The 21,182-nt window shown below is 66.7% G+C and carries 2 protein-coding genes; both read left to right on the top strand.

The features are described 5' to 3' along the window. Window positions 1–12 precede the first annotated feature (12 nt). Complete coding sequence (locus H977_RS36135) at window positions 13–20,928, top strand: alpha/beta hydrolase (protein WP_036475922.1); 20,916 nt, start codon at window positions 13–15, stop codon at window positions 20,926–20,928. Then, window positions 20,925–21,182, top strand: a complete 258-nt coding sequence (locus tag H977_RS33100; protein ID WP_036475921.1) for a DUF7161 family protein — start codon at window positions 20,925–20,927, stop codon at window positions 21,180–21,182. Before H977_RS36135 ends, H977_RS33100 begins: the two co-directional genes overlap by 4 nt.

The following is a 21,182-nucleotide window of genomic DNA, read 5'->3' as shown; positions in this document are numbered from 1 at the left end:
ACCTATTCGCTTATGGACATCGAGATCCCGCCCGAACTCCAATGGGTGTCATACCTCGCGGGCGGCGAGTGGCCGCAGGGCAGTGAAACCCGCACCCGCCGGATCGGCGAGCATTATCAAGCTGCGGCCGAAGCGCTGCAGGAGCTCATCCCGGACCTCAGCAGGGTCCGCGGAGATACGATGTCGGTCCTGTTCGGGGATACCGCCGAGGCGGCCGAGAAGCAGTTCGCCATGCTGTTCGACGGTGACTACACCGTGGACAAACTCGCCCAGGGCATTTCTGGAATGGGCGAGGGCGCCACCAATTTCAGCTCCGAGATCGAATACAGCAAGCTGTCGATCATCGTCGGACTGGCTCTCGCCGCTGCCGAGATCTCGTACAGCCTGGCCATGTCGAGCCCAACGCTCGGGGCGTCGACGGCGGCCATCCCGGTCATCGAAACGACGACCATCGCGTGGATACGTGCGCTTGTGGCGTGGGCGATTCGGCGGATCGGCCAGAAGATGGCCGAACTGCTGACCAAGACGATGATGAAGAGGCTCCTGCACGAAGCCGTGCAGGAATCCTTCGAAGAGCTGGGGCAGGGCCTTCTTCAAGAAGGAATCGTCCAGGGAATCCAGGCCAACAAGGGACATGCCGGTTACCGGTGGGACCGGTTCAAGCAGACCGCTGTTTCCTCCATGGTCGGTGGTGGAGCGGGCGGGGCGACCGCTGTTCCGCTCATGCACGGGATGGGGCATGTCTCTCGCAACCGGATAACGGCGGGGGCCAAGGGAGCGGTGACGATGTTCACCGCCGGGGTGTCGGGGAACGTGGCCGGCACCCTGTCCGTCGGTGGCGAATTCGACACGTTGTCGATCCTCGCCAGTTCGACCAGCACCAGCCTCGGCGGTATGAAGGGTCTCGGCAGAAGCCATGGGGGGCAGCAGACCGATCACACCGGTCCGGCTGGGCTTCCGGGTCCCGAGGCACCGAATATCGGTTTGCGGGGCGAGAATCCGGAGGGCGAACTCGACACCGGCCGCCAGGACAGCGACGACGAGGGAAAGACCGACAGCGGCCGGACCCCGCAGAACGACTCTTCCGGGCAGTCGCCTGCGGCGACCAAGGCGGGTTTGGGACGCGGGAACAACAATCAGTCGAACAACACGACACCGCAGTCGGATTCGAAGTCCACGTCCCGAAACGGCGAACGTGAGGGTGCGGTCGACGAGTCCACGGATCACGAATCCGACGAAGCATCCGACAGAGCCGACGCCGAGACCGACACCGATACCGAAGCCGAGGGCGAGCATCCACCCTCCGACCGGGATGACCAGCAGCACTCGTCGAACCCGCAGTCCGACAACAGCGATACAACCGACGTCCCCTCGGACGAGCCGACACACACGGCCACGCTCAGCCCGGACCAAGACGTCGCCAACCCGCCGGCGCACGCGTCGACGACGGACGTGCCGCAGGCAGCGGTCGCTGCCGAACCGGTGTCAGTGGATGCGGGTTCGGTCGACGGCAACCAGGACATCGACGGCAACCAGGATGTACAAGGCGCACAGCACGTCGAAGGCGCGCATGCTGCACCCGAGGTAACAGACGCCGCCCAGGCACCGGCTGATCCGGCGCAGCCGCAGCAGGCCCACGCACCGCAAGCCCCCGAGCAGCCAGGCCCGGCGGTCGTCGCTGCCCAGCCCTCGCCCACCACGACGGTATCGCCGAACACCTCACCGGCCACCTCCGCGACGGGGACCACCACACCCACCACCACGTTCCCGACACCCGATCAAGCCACCAAACCGGCTGCGGTAAAGGCCGATTCGAAGCCTCCGGAGTCGAGGCAAGCACCTCCGACCGCGCAGCCCTCCGGGCTGGATTCACAGGCCGGGGGCGTACCGGCCGCGCGGATTCAGCAGACCGCCCAGAACACGAAACAGGACACCGAGCAGGCCAGCGGCGACGACGCCGCTCTCACCACCGTGGCAGAGGTCGACGACGCCGGTGGCCCGACCCACGGCGACCAGAATTGCGTACTCGACGCCGCTGATGATCTGTCATCGCATTTCGGCAAGCAGTACCAGGTCGACGGGGAGCCGACGTCCACCGGAATGCCCGCGAGGGCCCTGTATGAGGCCGTCGGGTCGCGGGCCGACTTCGCCACCTACGCCGAGATCGAAGCCAGGCTGCGAGGTATGGCGCCCGGTTCGGCCGCGGTCATCACGTCGGCCTGGGCGGGCGACGGACAGCGCCACGGTGGGCACGCCTATGTGGCGGTCTTCGACGGTGAAGACGTGCATCTGTTGCATCGGGGCAAGCTCAAGGGTTGGCCGCCGTCGTGGGGTGAGAGCGCGGTGTCGGTGACCGCCGTCGGTTATCTTGACGCGCAAGGCAATCCGGTGGATCAGCTGGGAGCCCGGCCCGACGATCTCGACGCCGCGATCGCGGTGGGTGACGTACAGGGCACTGGCGATCAGACGCCGGGCGAGCAGTGGCGCGACGTCACACCGCAGAGCCAGATCGCCGACGAGGCGCTCGCGAAACGCGTACCTCCGGTCGACGCCGGTGACCTGCGAAACCCGCTGGGGTTGATGGAGTCGGCCGACGCGCGGGCACGCGCCAACGCGGCCTGGTGGAACGGACTGAGCGGACCGGAGCAGCGTGCCCTGATCGACGTGCATCCGCAGCACATCGGCAACGCGGAGGGCATCCCGCCGGCAGCCCGGCATGAGGCGAACACTCAACTGCTGGAAGCCCAACGCAAGCAGCTGGCGTCGTGGCGCGACGATGGTCACCGGCTCACCCGCGCCCAGAACAAGATGCTCGCCCGGCTCGATCGAATCCACAGTTCGTTCACCGACGCGCAAGCCCGCGCGGAGGCCGCCGGTGTCGGCGCTCCGATGCTGTTGGCCTTCGACGCATCGGAGTTCGGTGGCCACGGACGCGCGGTCGTCAGTTTCGGTGCCGATCCGTATGTGGCGGAATCGGTGTCGTGGCACGTGCCCGGCCAAGGCACGACGATCGATCGGATCGGCGCGTGCATGGACGGCGCACTCAACCATCTGCAGGCCACGCTCCAGGCGAACCCCGGGCAGTCGGTGGCCTCGATCGCATGGCTCGGCTATGACGCGCCCAGTGGCTGGAGCGGCTGGCGGGTGGCCGGGCACGGGTCCGCCCGTGAGGGCGGTGCCATCCTCTACAGCGACATCCGGGGCTTCAACGCGGCCCGCGACACCGTGGCAGCTGACGGTAGCCACTTCAGCGACAACCACGTCTTTGCTCACGGTTACGGCACGACCGCCGTCAGCTACGCGGGTCGAGATGGGCGGCTGGCCAACGATATTCGCACCGTCACCCTCACCGACTCCCCGGGAGCCGGACCGGTGCGCCGCGCCGCCGAGTTCGGGATCGGCGCCGACAACGTCTACGTCGCCGCCTCGTCGCGGGACGTCCCGGCAGTGCTGGCCGGGCGAACGCCGATCGCCGAGCTCAGCCTCGGCATCGACCCCTGGGCGGAAGCTTTCGGAGCGAATCCGGAAACCCACCCACAACTCGAACCGGCTTCCGAGACCGATGTTCCGGCTGTCGAGCCGACACCACCAACGGTTCAGAGCACCCGTGAGATCGCGGATGAAGCGCTGGCACAGCGGGATCCAGCTGTCGGTGCCCAGGACCTGGTCAATCCGTTGGGCGTGGCCGAGGATGCCAGAACCCGTGCCGAGACGAATGCGCTGTGGTGGGCGGGTCTGTCCGAGGAACAGCGCGATGCTCTCGTCAACACCTACCCGGCCCACATCGGAAACTCCGAGGGCATACCGCCGGCGACCCGCGACCTGGCGAACCGCACCGCCCTGCGGCTCGCCAGGGAACATGTGCAGCACAAGCTCAGTCGCGGCGAGAAGCTGACCAAGCAGGAGAAGAATCACCTGCTGCGCATGAACCGGCTGAACACCGCCCTGCAGACCATGGGTCGCGAAGCGACGGACGCCGGTCTCGATGCGCCGCTCGTCTTGGCGTTCGATCCACCTGCGTTCGGTGGCGATGGCCGGGCGGTCGTGAGCTTCGGCGCGGATCCTTACCAGGCCGATTCGGTGTCGTGGTTGGTGCCGGGATTCGCGACGACGATCGACAAGCTCGAAGGGAACATGCGCAATGCGCTGAACCACCTGCAGTCGACGCTCCAAGAGAATCCGACACTGGCGGCGACGTCGATCGCCTGGATCGGCTATGACGCTCCCAATGGTGCGGCGACCGGTCGAGTTGTCAGCCCGGGACTCGCGCGCCAGGGCGCCGAGATCCTGTACAGCGATATCCGGGCATTCAACGCGGCGCGCGACACCGCGGCGGGCGACGGCAGCCATTTCCGTGACAACCACATCTTCGCGCACTCCTACGGTTCGACCACCGCGAGCTATGCGGGACGCAACGGACGGCTGGCCGACGACATCCGCACGGTGACGCTGCTGGGCTCGCCAGGTGCGGGTCCGATGCTCAATGCCAGTGAGTTCGGGATCGGCAACCACAACGTGTTCGTCGCGTCTTCGTCGCTGGACCCGGTCACCGGGCTGGGCGGGCGCGTGCCCGGTCAGGATGGTCGATTCGCCGGACGCGGGCTCGGTATGGATCCGGCGATGAAGGAATTTGAGGCGGTCCGGATCACCGCCCAGTTCCCGGCATCGATGAACGACGGCGGCAGTGTCGGGACTCATCGAAGCTACTACCGGTACATGGACGGCGATGCCGATCCACGGGTACGCACGGAATCATTGGCGAACTTCGGCCGGATCGCCGCCGGACATCCAGAGAGACTGCACCTGGAAGGGCATCGCACTGTCGTCGACGGGCGCACCGTCGAGCCGGCCGCCGGCCGGCCGTTGCAGCTCGACGGTGACAACCAAACGGACCAGCCAGGTGAGCCGCGACGCTGGAACCCACGGTGGCATCCGGGCGAGGTCGAGCCCTCGGCAGTGCAAGTGGCAGCGGATCAGGCTCTGGGGCAACGGATCCCGCCGGTGGCGATCAACGAGCTGGTCACCCCGCTGGGCGACGAGCCGCAGGCGGTGGCCCGGGCCGAGGCCAACGCGGCCTGGTGGTCGGGGCTCAGCGAGCAGCAGCGCACCGATCTGATAACGGCGTACCCGTATCAGATCGGCAATGCGGAAGGTATCCCCGCCGCCGATCGCAATGTGGCCAATCGTGATGTGCTGCAACGCTATCTGGACCAGGCCGCCGGTATCCAGGCTCAGATCGATGCCGGTACCCGCCCCAGTGACACCCAGCTCGATTTCCTGCTGCGGGTGAACCGTCTGGAGAACGCCCTGCAGAGGGCGCATGCGGCCGCCCAGCAGGCCGGCGTGGGGGAGCCGTTGATCCTCGCGTTCGACCCACCGGCGTTCGGTGGCGACGGACGCGTGCTGGTGAGCTTCGGCGCCGACCCGTACGTGGCGGATTCGGTGTCCTGGTATGTGCCCGGCATGGGGGCACAGATCAACAAACTCGACTACCTCATGCACTGCGCGCTGAACATCCTGCAGTCGACGCGTACCGAGAACCCATCTCTGTCGGCGGCCTCGATCGCCTGGCTGGGCTACGACGCACCGAACGACTCGGGGACAGTCCGGGTGGGCAGTACAGCTTTGGCCGAGGCCGGCGGCGATATCCTGCATGCCGACATCAGCGCCTTCAACGCCGCGCGTAACGCTTTCGCCGCTGACGGTAGCCAGTTCACCGGCAATCACCTCTTCGGGCATTCGTACGGATCGACCACCACCTGCTACGCGGGCCGGGGTGGCCGGCTGGCAGAGCACGTCAGCACCATCACGCTGCTCGGTTCGCCCGGGGCCGGGCCGTTGCACCAGGCCAGTGACTTCGGGATCGACCCTCGCAACGTGTTCGTGGCGTCGTCCTCACGGGATTTCGTCACAGGACTAGGTGGGCGCACACCGGATTCGCACGGCCGGTTGGGCCGGGGCCTGGGCACCGACCCGGCGATGGACACCTTCGGCGCGCAGCGAGTGCGCGCCGAGTTCCCGGCGTCGATGGACCGCAAGGACACCACCGCCACCCACAACGCGTACTTCGACTTCCAGGAGACCGACGGTCCGGGCACCCGGCAGTGGCTGGTCACTCCGGCGAACGCGGTCCCCTCCGAATCACTGGCGAACCTGGGCCGCATCGCCTCCGGGCACACAGACCGGCTCGACCTCGAAACTCACCGCTCCATGCAGGAGCGGCCGGGACGCCTGTTCGGGACCCGCAGAGCAACTGTGGAACCGGCAGCGAATCGGAGCGACAACCAGGGCCGCAACTGGTGGAACCCGCGGTGGCGCGATGCCGACATCGAGGTCGACCCGCAGCACGCCGTCGCCGAACCCAACTGGACCTCGAGCAGTAGCCAGACACCGCACGCGGCAGCCAAGGCAGTGGCGGATGCGGCACTCGCACAGCGCATTCCGCCCGCGGGGGCCGCCGACGTGGTCAATCCGCTAGGGGTAGCATCCGACGCCGAAGCCAGGGCGCGCGACAACGCGCAGTGGTGGTCGGGGCTGACCGATGCGCAGCGGCAGGCGTTGATCGATACATATCCGTCGCGGATCGGCAACGCGGAAGGTATCCCGCCGGTGGCCCGCGACGCCGCCAATCGCCTTGCGATCCAACGTTTCCAAGAACACGTGCAGTCGATGATCGACCGTGGTGTGCGACCGGGGAAGAACGAACTGGCCAATCTGTTGCGGGTCAATCGTCTCGACCTCGCGTTGCAGGCAGCCGCGGCGAATGCGGCACAGGCCGGCGTCGGTGGCCCGATGGTGCTCTCGCTGGACCCGTTCGAGTTCGGTGGTGACGGCCGGGCGGTCGTGAGTTTCGGTGCCGATCCCTACCAGGCGGATTCGGTGTCGTGGTTGGTACCCGGGTTCGCGACCACGGTCGACAAGCTCGAAGGCAACATGCGCAATGCGCTGAACCACGTGCAGTCGACGGTGCGCGAAAATCCGACGCTGGCAGCGACATCCATCGCCTGGATCGGCTATGACGCACCGAACGGCATGGCCAGTGGGCGGGTGCTGAGCCCGGCATTGGCGCGGGCCGGTGCCGAGATCCTCTACTCCGATATTCGCGCCTTCAATGTCGCGCGCGACACCGTGGCCGGTGACGGCAGCCGGTTCAACGGCAATCACATCTTCGGCCACTCCTATGGTTCGACCACCGTGAGCTACGCGGGCCGTGGTGGCCGTCTGAAGCACGACATCCGCACCGTGACGTTGTTGGGTTCCCCGGGTGCCGGCCCGATGCACCATGCCAGCCAGTTCGGGCTCGAGGACGGCAACGTGTTCGTCGCGTCGTCATCGCGGGATCCGGTCACCGGGTTCGGCGGGCGCAGAGCGGAGCAGAACGGTCGCTTCGCCGGCCGCGGGCTGGGTATGGATCCGGCGATGGACGAATTCGGGGCGGTCCGCGTCACCTCCGAGTTCCCAGCCTCGATGGACAGCCGCAGCACGTTCGGGACGCACAAGAGCTACCACCACCATGTGAGTGAGGGCGACGGTCCGCCGGTGCGTACCGAGTCGCTGGCCAATTTCGGGCGGATCGCCGCCGGCCGCACGGACACGCTGCACCTCGAGAAGTATCGCCGGGTTGTCGACGGGCGCACGGTGGATCCGGCTGTCGGACGGCCGCTGCGACTGGACGACGACACCCAGGTTGAGCACGATGGTCCGCGACGGCGGTGGAATCCGCGGTGGCGCGCCGGTGAGATCGAGCCGTCCGAGGCGCGTTTGGTGGCGGCCGAGGCGCTGGACCAGAGGGTTCCACCGCTGGCCGTCGACGACCTGGTGCATCCCCTGGGCAGGGAATCGCAAGCGGTGGCGAGGGCCCGCAACAACGCCGCATGGTGGGCGGGATTGTCGGAGGAGCAACAGCAAGCGTTGCTTCAGGAGTATCCGCACCAGATCGGCAACGCCGAAGGCATCCCCTCCGCCGTTCGCGACGCCGCCAACCGGGAGATGCTGCGCCAATATGCCGAGCGGGCCGCGGCCGTGCAGGCCAGGATCGACGCCGGGGAAAAGATCAGCGATCGCGAACTGGACTTCGTGCGCAGGGTCAACCGACTCGAAAATGCCATGCAGCGAGCGGAAGTGGCGTCTGCGCAGGCCGGTCAAGGCCACCCGCTCTTGCTGGCGCTGGACCCGGGGGCGTTCGGAGGCGACGGACGCGCGCTGGTGAGTTTCGGAGCCGACCCGTACACGGCGGATTCGGTGTCCTGGTATGTACCCGGCCTCGGTTCACAACTGGACAAGCTCGACTACATCATGCACTGCGCGTTGAACATCCAGCAGTCGGTGCGCGCCGAGAACCCCTCGCTGTCATCAGCCTCGATCGCCTGGCTGGGATATGACGCCCCGAACGATTCAGCTTCCGCGCGGGTGGCCCGGCCGGGTCTGGCCCGCGCCGGCGGTGAGATGCTCTACACCGACATCAGCACGTTCAACGCGGTGCACGACGCATTGGCCGGTGACGGTAGCCACTTCACTGGCAACCACGTGTTCGGCCATTCGTACGGTTCGACGACCACGGCATACGCCGGGGCAAACGGCAGGCTGGCGCGGCACATCACCACGGTGACGTTGGTCGGTTCGCCGGGTGCCGGTCCGCTGCGGAGCGCCAGTGACTTCGGGATCGACACTCGCAACGTGTTCGTCGCCTCGTCGTCGCGGGACTTCGTCACCGGACTGGGCGGGCGCACCTCGGATTCGCAGGGTCGGCTCGGGATCGGTCTCGGCACCGATCCGGCGATGGATACCTTTGGTGCACAACGCGTCAGTGCCGAGTTCCCGGCGTCGATGGACCGTAAAGACACCCTGACGACCCACAATGCCTACTTCGATTACCTGGAAACCGACGGTCCGGGGACCCGCCAGTGGCTGGTCACCCCGCAACACGCGGTCCGCACCGAGTCACTGACCAACTTCGGCCGTATCGCCGCCGGGAACCACAACGACGTTCACGCGGAGTTGCACCGCACCGTCGACGAAAATGGTTCCCGCACCATAGAACCCGCGGCCGGCCGACCGGTCATGCGCCTGGACGACGACCCCGGCGTCATGCACCCGACCGACACACACAACCGGAACCGCGTGCCCCGATGGACCCGGGGCAACGACTGTGCCCAGGTCCTGGCGCAAGAAGTGTCGACGCGGACCGGGCGAGACATTCAGCTCGACGCTGCCCCCTCGCGACGCGGGACATCCGCGCGGGCGATGTTCCGGGCATTCGGAACCGCCGCCGATTTCGCGACGTACGCGGAGATCGAGCAGACCCTGCTGAGCAGGCCCTCGGGCTCGATGGCGGTGCTGGCCTCACGCTGGAGCGGAAACCAGCCCGTCGGGCACGCATACATGGCGGTCCACATCGACGGTCAGGTGTACCTGTTCGACCCGCACACCCGGCAGTATTCGGGATGGCCGCCGCACTGGGGGCAGGACGCAGTCACCCAGACCGCCGTCGGCTACCTGCGTGGTAACGGCGACCCGTTCGTCAAGGGGCGGTGGTACAACCAGTTCGCGGCAGCCGCCATCGGCCGGGTACAGGGCCTCCCCGATGGGCTGGCTCACGGGAACACCGACGGTCTGCCGGCCGCCGAGCGTGATACCGCGAATCGCGCTGTACTGCAGCACTACCGAGACCGCGCCGACCATATCCGGACAAAGCTCGATCAGTTCAGCCCCGTCAGCCGCGAAGAACGTGCGTTCCTGGAACGTATCGACCGGCTCGATCTCGCGGTGCGGAAAGCCGACGCCGATGCGGCTCGGGCCGGCCTCAACCCGCCGCTGGTGCTCACCCTGGACACCTCGGCCTTCAACGGCAATGGCCACGCAGTCATCAGTTTCGGCGCCGACCCGCACCACGCCTCCAGCGTGACCTGGCACACCGCTCGAGGGTCGATCGAACAGCTGGGCACGGTGACCGTCCGCGCGCTCGACGGGCTGCACACCTCGACCGGAGCGCAGGACTCGGCGGCCATCGCCTGGATCGGCGACACCGGTGCGCTGCACCGGGACCTGGCCGCCTTCCACGCGACCCGTCAATCATTGGGGGAGCCGGGGCCGTTCACCGGTAATCACGTTGTCACCCATGCGCAGTCCTCGGCCTCGGCCACCGCGCGCGTCAATCCGCTGGCGGTTTCGGCCGAATCCGGCGCCCACGTGGTTGCCCACCGGGGAGCTTCTCACGACTTCCCCGAGCAGACGCGGGCCGCGTACACCGAAGCGCTGCGGCAGGGCGCGGACGCCCTGGAATGCGATGTCCGGCTCACCAAGGACGGTGAGCTGGTGCTCATCCACGACAAGACCGTGGACCGCACATCGAACGGAACCGGCCGCGTCGGCGACATGACGCTGGCCGAGTTGCAGGCACTCGACTTCGACGGGCACGGCATCCTGACCCTGGACGAGTTCATCCAACTCGCCCAGGACGCAGACCAGCCGGTGACCTTGTTCATCGAGACCAAACATCCTGCGCAGCAGGGCTTGAAGCTCGAGCGCGAAGTGGTCGCGGCGCTGGAACGGCACGGGCTGGCGAACCCGGGCCCCGACCAGTTGGTCAAGGCCGCGGTGATCTCGTTCTACCCCGACGCCCTGTTGCGGGTCCGCATGGCCGCACCGAATGTCCCCACGGTGCTTCTGGGAGCATCCGCCCGGTATCTGGCCGGCGTGGTCGGCGCGAGCGCGATCGGTCCGTCCATCGAAACCCTGCGCAACAATCCCGAACTCGTCGGAGCGGCGGCCGCGCGGGGACTGGCCACCTACTGCTGGACGGTCAACAACGAAGCCGACGTGCAGTTCGCCCGCGACCTCGGCGTGGACTGGGTCGCGACCGATCACCCAGGCCGGACCGGCACGCTGATGGGGGAACAGGCCGGTCGGGAAGACCCCGGAAGTGCGGTCATCCCGACGGAACCCGCTGCCAATGAAGCGGTTCGGCAGCTCGCCGACGACGCCTTGTCGCGGCGGATACCGCCGGTGCGGCCCGATGAACTCCGCAACCCGATGGGGCCGGCCGAGGAAGCGGCGGCAAGGGCGACCAACAATGCCCGCTGGTGGTCGGGGCTGACCGACGAGCAGCGCAGCGCGCTCATCGAGACGTACCCGCAGGACATCGGCAACGCCGAGGGGATCCGCGCGACTGATCGTGACAGTGCGAACCGCAATGTGCTGCAGCAGATGCGCGATCAGGCGGATGCCGTCCGGTCGAAGGCTGACCGCGGGGAGCGGCTGACCGGCGCTGAGCGGAAGTTGTTGCGCCGGATGGACAAACTCGACCTCGCGCTACGCAAGGCGGCGGTCGATGCCGAACGGGCCGGGGTGGACGGTCCGTTGCTGCTGGCCTTCGACCCCACAGAGTTCGGCGGCGACGGACGCGCCGTGCTCAGCTACGGCGCCGACCCGTACACCGCGGATTCGGTGTCCTGGCACGTACCGGGTGTCGGCAGCACGGTGGACACGCTGCTCGGATTCAACACCACCTCCGCACTGCATCACCTGCAGGCCGTTCAACACGAGAACCCGGGCCAGTCCGCGGCCTCGATCGCCTGGATCGGATACGACGCGCCTAGCGGCTGGAGCACTCTGCGCGCCGCCGGGCACGGCATGGCCCGCACCGGCGGTGACATCCTCTACAGCGACATCACGGCATTCAATGCTGCCCGGGACACGCTCGCCGGCGACGGCAGCCACTTCACCGGCAACCACGTCTTCGGTTACTCATACGGATCGACCACCGCCGGATACGCCGGGCAGAACGGGAGATTCGCCGGCCACGTCCGCACCGTATCCCTGGTCGGCTCGCCGGGTGCGGGCCCGGTGCGTACCGCCGGCGAGTTCGGCATCGGCGCCGACAACGTGTTCGTCGCCTCCTCGTCACGAGATGTGATCACCGCGTTGGGCGGACGTACCTCGGGCTCCAACGGACGGGTCTTCGGCATCGGTCTCGGCACCGACCCGGCCATGGATTCCTTTGGTGCCGTGCGCGTCACCGCCGAACCGTCGGTGTCGATGAATCGTCTGCTCACGGGCGGCACCCATCACACCTATTTCCTGAACACGGAAGCGACGACGAATCTCGGTCGCGTTGCTGCCGGGCGCACAGATGCGGTCACGACAGAGCAGCACCGCATCGAGCTGGGCCGGAGTCGGCACGCGCCGGTGCTGCGCACGGTCGAACCCGCCGGGGATCGTGTGGGCGGCAGGCGTTTCTGGAACGCGCTGTGGCGTCGGCCGCCCAACTGCGCCGTCACCGTCAGCGAAGAGTTGTCCTCGTTGTTCGGCCGGAGCTTCGGGCTCGATGTCAGCCCGTCGCGACGCGGTGTGCCGGCGCGCGCGCTGTTCCGGGCGGTCGGCGCCGACGCGCGGTTCGCGACGTACGACGAGGTCGAAGCGACACTGCTGGGTGATCCGTCGCTGCGGGTGGCCGTACTGACGTCGCAGTGGGCAGGCGGGCGGCAGGGTGGGCACGCCTATCTGGCCGTCAAGGTCGACGGCCAGGTTCAGCTTTACGATCCGCACACCCGCAAGTACTCGCCATGGCCACCACACTGGGGGCAAAACGCCGTAGCGCAGACCGCCGTCGGCTATCTGCAGACCAACGGCGATCCGGTCGGGCCGATGACCGTCGATGTGCCGCTGCAGCTCGACGCCGCCGATGCCGTCGGCAATGTGCAAGGCCCACAGACTGATCCGGAGTTCCTTGCGCGCCAGGCCGAGTATCGCGCCCAGGATCCGGCCACCCGTCTCGTGGACACGCGCTACGCCGAACCGCTGGGTGACGTGGCCGACAACGCCGCCGATCACGCGCGGGGCCGCCAGCTCGCGCAGGACCTGTCCGGCCGGTACGGGCCCTATCGGATTCAGCTGAAGGTCGACGAGAACCTCACTGACGTGGTCCTGCTGAGTGGGGACATCTTCGACGGCGACAAAAAGATCGGCACCATTCAGCGAGAGTTCAACCGGGATCCTGACGGCACCCTGGTAGCCGCCCACACCGGCCTGGTCATTACGGATGAGAACCTGCGCGGCAAAGGGTTCTCCAAGGCCCTCACCTCCGAGCTGGAGCGCTTTTACGTGCGCTCGGGTATCGACCGTATCGAGCTGACCACCCACGACAAGGGCGGCTTCGCCTGGGCCAGAAGAGGTTACGCCTGGGATCCCAGGTCCGTGCAGATCCAGGAATCGCTCGACCGGGTGAAGCAGTCGGCCCGCGAGCTACGTGAGACCGTCAGCGACGAAGGCAAGGATCTTCTGGATCAGGTTGTACAACAGCTGGATCCGAGCAATCCGCGACTGCCGGAGCCCATCGACCTGGCGAATCTGGCCACGACCGCAGAACCGGACCTCGGTCAGCGCCTGCTCGACGGAACCGGCGCCGTGCACGGTCGCAACGGCGTGCACTACGTCAAATACCTGGACCCGACATCGGTGGCTCCGGCCCGGACCGGTCTGAAAGGGTGGCTGCAGAACCTGTTCGGGCGCGACTCTGCTTCGCGCGCCGCCGTCGACAACTGTGCCTACGGCGTGGCCGGCGAGTTGTCGAGGATCTATCCCGGCCGTTTCGACCTTTCCGTTGCCCCCTCGAGTACGGGGGTACCGGCCTGGGCACTGTTCCGGGCCGCGGACTCGGCCTCCCAGTTCGCGACCTATGCCGACATCGAGACCGAACTGCTGGTCAGGCCCGCCGGATCGTCGGCAATCGTGGTGTCGCGCTGGGCGGCCGACGGTGGCCGTCAGGGCGGGCACGCCTACCTCGCCGTCACCGATGGCCGGCGGGTGCAGCTCTACGACCCACGCACGAGGCAGTACTCGCCGTGGCCGCCGCACTGGGGCGAAAACGCGGTGGACCGCACCGCCGTCGGCTACCTCGACGAGAACGGCGACCCGCTCAACCGGATGGGCGATGCGCCCCAGCAGATCTCGCTGCACGCCGCCGACAGCGTCGGCGACGTCAAGGGCCATCCAGCAGCCGGTGACTTCCTGACGAGGCAACAGGAGTACCGAGCCCAGGACCCCACCACGCGGCGGGTCGACTCGATGTACGCCCAACCGCTGGGCCAGATCATCGACAGCTTCGACACGGATCAGGTGCAGCAACTGGCCGCGGATCTTTCCGGGGTCTACGGCCCGTACCGGGTCGAGATGTTCCGGGCCGTTGCCGACGAACGCACCGGTGAGATCATCATCGGCGGTGCGATCATCAGCGGTGACGAAGAGATCGGCTTCACCCAGCAGACCTACGTTCGTGACCGCGACGGCAACTTGGTCGCTCACCAGAACGTGGTGGACATCCCGAACAAGGCCTTCCGCGGCAAGGGCTTCGCCAAGGCGCTGGTTGCACAGCTGGAGCAGTACTACGCGATCTCCGGAGTCGACCGGATCGAGCTGCGCACCGAGCAGGACGGCGGCTACACCTGGGCCCGTCAAGGTTTCAGCTGGAATCCCGATCCGGCGAAGTTGCGGGCATCGGTCGACAACGTCAGAAATTCCGCTCTCCGACTGCGTGGTCAGGTTAGTTCCGAGGCGCAGGCGCTCCTCGACGACGTCATGCGGCGGCTCGATCCGAGCCGGCCCGACCTACCGGAACCCATCGACCTGGCGGCACTGGCCACGAAACAGGAACCCCATCTGGGCCGTGACCTGTTGACCGATACGTACTGGAGTGGCGTCAAGTACCTCGGCGCCGAGGCGGTCGGCGACGCGCAGGGCATCCTCCACGCCGAACCCCTGGGCGACGTGATCAGCGAGTCGATGGATCAGGGTCGGGCTCAGCGACTCGCTGACGATCTGTCGGGTGTGTACGGGCCCTACCGCGTGCAGTTCAGCGGGGAAGCGCTGCCGAACGCACTGCAGCTCAAGGGCGAAATCTTCAGCGGCGATACGCGAATCGGCGAAATCGACCGGATCTTCATCCGCGACGAGAGCGGAAAGCTCGTCGCCCACCACAACGAGATGACGATCGAGGACGAGGCCTTCCGGGGCAAGGGCTTTTCCAAGGCGTTCCTGTCCGCGTTCGACGTGTACTACACGCGTTCCGGAGTCGACCGCATCGAGTTGCTGGCTGTTTGGGACGGCGCCTACGCATCGGCCCGGCGGGGATTCAGCTGGGATCTACGTCCCGATGAACTGCAGGAATCCCTCGACTCGGTCAAGGCTGCCGCACAGCGGCTGCTGAGGTCGGTCACCCCCGAGGCCCGGGCGGTTCTCGAAGAGGTCATCGGGCGGTTGGAGCCGGGTCATCCCCGATTGCCCGAACCCGCGGACCTCGCGAATCTCACCGCCGAGGGCCATCCTCAGCTCGGCCGCGAATTGCTGCGCCGCGCAACCTGGTACGGCATCAGGTACGTCGATGAGATCGCAGGTTCCCCAGCGGACGCGGTGGGGGACGTCGAGGGACATCCGGACGACGGCGACTTCCTGGACAGGCAACGTCAGTACCGGGCACAGGATCCGGCCGACAGGGCGGTGGACAGCCGCTACGCCGAACCGGTGGGCGACGTGGTGGACAATGCGTCCGATCCACAGCGAGTACACCAGCTGGCGGCCGATCTCTCCGGCGTCTACGGTCCGTTCCGCGTTGAGCTGCAGCGGGTTCCGGACGAGGCCACGGGTATCGCCGGTAACATACTGAGCGCCGGTAAGCAGATCGGGATGATCTACTGGTCGTACCACCGCGACGCCGCGGGCAATCTGGTAGCCGAGCACGGGATGATCGAGATCACCAGTGCATCCCATCGAGGCAAGGGATTCTCCAAGGCCCTGGCCAAGCAATTGGAACCCCTCTATGCGCGCTCGGGTGTCGACCGAATCGAGATGGAAGCCGCCTGGGACGGTGCATATGCCTGGGCCAGTTGGGGTTTCAGCTGGGCGCCGGACTCAGCGAAACTGCGGGATTCACTGAACAGCATCAGAAACTCGGCTCAGAAGCTGCGGGCGCAGGCCAGTCCCGAGGCGCAGGCCGTTCTCGACGAGGTGATCCAGCGCCTGGAACCAGATCACCCACGCCTGCCAGAACCCCTCGACCTGGCGCGCCTCACCGCCCCGGGTCACCCCGATTTGGGCCAGAAGCTGCTCACCAACACCAATTGGCATGCCGTCAGGTACCTCGATGTTGAGGCCGTCGATTCCGTCGGTGACGTCCAGGGCCACCCCGGTGAGTCGGATTTCGCTCAGCAGCAACGGGAATACCGGTCACAGGACCCAGCAACCCGACAGGCCGACACCCGCTACGCCGAGCAGCTGCGGGAAGTGGTCGACAGCTTTGACCGAGAAGATGTCCGCCAACTCGCCGAGGACCTGTCGGGGCGGTATGGGCCGTACCACGTCGAGTTCTCGCCCGAGCGGATCGTCGGCGGCGAACGCTTCACCTTGTACGGACTGATTCGCAGCGGGGACACGGAGATCGGTTACCTGTCGCGGCAGTTCTCCCGCGACGAGGACGGCAACCTCGTGGTCGAGAACACCATCATCAGGATCGAAAACAAGGAATACCGCGGACGGGACTTCTCGAAAGCGCTCACCTCGGAGTTGGAGCAGTACTACGTGCGCTCCGGTGTCGATCGCATCGAATTGGTGTCCAAATGGCAGGGCAGCAACGCGTGGGCGCGCCGCGGATTCACCTGGTCCACCGATCTCTATCACCTCGATCAGTCCCTCAATGAGATCAAAGACGCCGCGCTGCGATTGCGCGCACATGTGGGTACCGAGGCTCAGGCGGTTCTCGACGACATCGTGACGCGGCTCGAAGTCGGTCACCCGCGGCTACCCGAACCGATCGACCTTGCGATCCTCGCCACGGCGGAGGAACCCGAGCTGGGCCGAAAGTTGCTGGACAACACCTCGGTTCACTTTGTGAAGTACCTGCCGAGCCCTGCCGTCGCCGACACACAGGCATCCGCGCAAAACTGTGCGCACGGAGTGGCCGACAAGTTGTCGGAACGATACGGGCGCCCTTTCCGGGTCGAAGTCGAACCCACCCGGACCGGTGTGCCGGCGCGGGCGCTGTACGAAGCCATCGGATCCTCGTCGCGCTTCGCCGCCTATGACCAGGTGGAAGCGTCTCTGCGCCGACTCGGTGACGGCTCGTCGGCGGTGTTGACCTCGCGCTGGACGGGCGGGCGCAGTGGCGGACATGCCTATCTTGCGGTCAACGACGGCGGCGAGATCTACCTGATCGATCCGACGACCGGAGAGCGAACGGGATGGCCGCCGCTCTGGGGCCAGGGAGCGGTCGACCGCACCGCGGTCGGCTACCTCGACGCCAACGGCGATCCGGTGAACCCGCTGCACGATGTCCCGCTCAGGCTCGGCACCGCCGACGCCGTAGGTGATGTCAAAGGCTTGCCGGCCGACCCCCCGTCACCGGCTCAACTCGCCGACGAGGCCTTGGGACAACGGATTCCAGCCGTGGGTGTCGCCGACCTGGTGGGCTCCGTCGGTGATCCGGATACAGCGGTCGAGACAGCGCGGGCCAACGCAACGTGGTGGAAAGGGTTGAGCGCAGATCAGCGGCAAGCCTTGATCGCGGCATATCCGGTGCAGATCGGCAACGCCGAAGGTGTCCCGCCACTCGCCCGCCATGAGGCCAATATCCGAGTACTGCACGATTGGCTGAATTACCGCGACGGGTTGCAGGCCAAACTCAACAGCGATATCCGCTTGGGCTACGAAAAACATCTGGAATTACTGAAAATCAACAGTATTGAGGCCGCGCTGGAACGGGGGGCTGCGGCGGCCCAGCGGGTGGGTGTCGATGGACCGTACCTGTTGAGGCTCGACACCGTCGCATTCCACGGCGCGGGGATGGCCGTCGTCAGCTTCGGTGTCGACCCGTATCTCGCGGAGTCGGTGGTGTGGAATATCCCCGGCCGCGGCATGACCATCCAGAAACTGGGCCCAGGCATGGGGACCGCCCTCAACCACGCCACGTCCGCGCTGCTGGAAAACCCGACCGCGGCCGTGTCCTCGATGACCTGGATCGGCTACGACACGATGCTCGATGACGGCGGTCGAACCGGTGGCGATGTGCTCTTCAACGACATCCGAGCGTTCAACGCCGGGCGCAACGCGTGGTCGGAAGGCGGTATCAGGTTCGGCAACAACCACGTGTTCGGACACTGCCAGGGGTCGACCGTCGCCGGCCATGCCGGCGAGGGTGCACGCCTGGACGGGGAGATCCGCACGATAACCCTGTACGGATCTCCCGGGCTGGGGCCGATGAACCACGCCGGTGAGTTCGGTCCGGGCGTCGACGTCTACGTGGCGACGGCTTCGACCGACCCGTTCACGCATCACGGGGGCACCGCGCCCGGCCAACGAGGCGACTTCCGGGACGGCTACGGTGTCGATCCCACGATGGATTTCTTTGGTGCGCAGCGCATCACGTCAGAATTCCCATTGAGTCTGATGACCAGGGGCGGCGACTACGACATCCACAACTTCTACAGCACGTTCGTCGACAAGGACGCCGGCGTACGTAACGAGTCCCTCGCCAATTTCGGCCGGGTGATCGTCGGGCACAACGAGCACATCCGATTCGAGGCGCACCGCACCCTCGTCACCAGTGCTGATCGGGCGGCGAAGGTCCTGGACCCGGCGGCGATGCGTTCCGTGCAACTCGACGATGTCGCGCCGCCTGTCGCCGATCCCGCCGACAACTGTGCCTATGGGGTCGCTGATGTGCTGTCACAGAGATACGGACGTGAGTTCCGGATCACGGCGCACGTGTCGCCAACCGGGGTCGCGGCGCGGTCGCTGTTCGAAGCCGTGGACTCCGGTGCTCAGTTCGCGTCCTATGCGGAAGTGGCCCACCACCTGCGGGAGCTCGGCCCGGGATCGTCGGCAGTCATGGCGTCACGCTGGGCCGGCATGCGCCAAGGCGGCCATGCCTACCTCGCCGTCAACGACGGTGGCGACATCTATCTGATCGACCGGCGCACCGGCGAGCGAGCCGGCTGGCCACCACATTGGGGCGAGGTCGCGGTGGACCGCACCGCGGTCGGCTTCCTCGATGCCAACGGCAACGCCGTCGACCCGCTCGCCGACGTGCCACTGCAACTGGTCGCCGCAGATGCCGTCGGCGACGTCCGGGGCCTACCGGGTGATCCGGAATTCGTTCGCAGGCAACAGCAATACCGAGATGAACGGTCCAGCACCCGCGAGGTCGACACCCGTTACGCCGAACCGCTGTCAGAACTGGTGGACAACCCCGATCCACAGCGCGCCCAACAGCTCGCCGAGGACCTGTCGGGTGTGTATGGGCCGTACCGGGTCGAGTTCGAAGCCGAGGCGGTCCCGGGCAGCGACCAGGTCGCGCTCGCCGGGGTAATCCTGCACGGCAACAGAGACATCGGGTCGCTCGACCGGGTGTTCCACCGTGACGATGACGGCAACCTCGTCGTCCACCACGGCCTGATGGCCATCACCGACCCGAGGCACCGTGGTCAGGGATTCTCCAAGGCGCTCTCGGCTGAGCTCGAGCGCTTCTACGTGCGTTCCGGTGTCGACCGGATCGAGCTGACCTCGGATTGGCAGGGCAGCAACGCGTGGGCACGGCGCGGTTTCACCTGGGGGACCGATCTCTACCACCTGCAAGCCGCCTTGGACCAGATCAAAATGCGCGCTCAGGATCTCAGGGAGCAGGTGAGTGCCGAGGGTGAGGTTGAGCTCGACGACATGATGGAGCGGCTGGAAATCGGTCATCCGAGGTTTCCCGAGCCTGTCGACCTGGCGGTCCTTGCCACCGAGGAAGAACCTGATCTGGGACAGCGCCTGCTTGAGAACACCTCGATCGACTTGGTGAAGTATCTGCCGACCGACCCGCTCGCACCGCTGGGACTCCCGCAGCACGTACCCGGCACCTTGTCCGAGGGGCAGGCCATCGCGGCCTTCAGCGACGGAGAGAGCGCACTGCGTGAGCTCAACGAAGAACTGACGCGGGACGGCGTCAGCGCCGAGGAACGTGCCAGACAGCTTTCTGATGCCCGGAACGCGTTGCGGTCGTGGGCATACGGGCTCATGAGCAACCGGGACGCGGCGGAGTTCTTGTTGCGCAACACAACCAACCCGACGTTCGAGGATCTGGTCGCGCGCAACGCGGAGCGCGGTCTGACCGGGGATGCGATCTATGACGCGATCGTCGACACCTCCACCCACAGCCGCATGGCCCCTGGCAGCCTCTCCGACATCGAAACCGGTGCGGTGTATTCACAGTTCGAACTCGGAATGCGGGCCCTCGACGAACAGATGATCAGTGACGGTGTCAGTATCGAGGACCGCGCCCGGACCCTGGCGGGCCTGCGCAGCTCGCTGCGGGCCTGGACCCGGGAACTGATGGAGAACCGCCCGGCGGCCGAGTGGCTGTCGGCCCACGAGAGTGCTCCGACGTTCGAGGATCTGGTCGCCCGGTACGAGGGCAAGGGACTCAGCGGAGACGACGTCTACCAAGCCGTCATCGACGGCGCCACGCACAGCCACTACGCGGCGGGGACGTTGTCCGACGAGGAGACCCGCACCATCTACACCACCTACGAGCTGCGGATGCGGGAGCTGCGGGACCAACTCCTGCGCGACGGGATCGGCGCCGAGGAACGGGCCAGGACGATGTACGGGATGAGGGCGACCATCCGCAGCTGGACCCGTTCCCTGATGGCGGACCGGGCGATGGCCGACTGGCTCAACGAGAACGAACCGAATCCGACCTTCGACGAGCTTGTGGAACGAAACCGCGCCAAGGGACGCGTCGGGGACGAGATCTACGAGGCCATCGTTGCCAGCTCCACCCGCAGCCGTGGCAGTGTGAACGCAGATCTCGGCATCGACCCGGATAATCCGCCCGATCTGCCGCCCATGAGGGGACCCGACGACGACCGTCCGCAGGATCAGGAAGAGGACACGACATGACCAGCCGGAAGCCCACGCCGCTGCGGTACGACCAGACCGGCCTGCGCGGAAAGCGTGCCCATGTGCTCGTCGAGGAACCCACCGACGAGATCGACTGGCCGGCGAATCTTCCGGCAGGGATAAAGAGCGTGATCATCGTCGACGATGCGCCTAATCCACACCACACGCTGCGCGTGCACCCGACGGATGACCCGGACCGGGTGGCGCTGGTGGTTTTCGACCAGTTGGCACTGTACGAGGGTGACGAGGAGTAG

It is taken from the genome of Mycobacterium sp. URHD0025, assembly GCF_000426065.1.
Lineage (GTDB): Bacteria > Actinomycetota > Actinomycetes > Mycobacteriales > Mycobacteriaceae > Mycobacterium.
Note: the sequence above shows the minus strand (reverse complement) of the source record. Positions and strands in the feature narration are given on the sequence as shown.

What these genes read in the sequence shown, in the direction of transcription:
- H977_RS36135 (WP_036475922.1), top strand. Translation starts at nt 13, where the DNA reads ATGGACATCGAGATCCCGCCCGAACTCCAATGGGTGTCATACCTCGCG.
- H977_RS33100 (WP_036475921.1), top strand. Translation starts at nt 20,925, where the DNA reads ATGACCAGCCGGAAGCCCACGCCGCTGCGGTACGACCAGACCGGCCTG.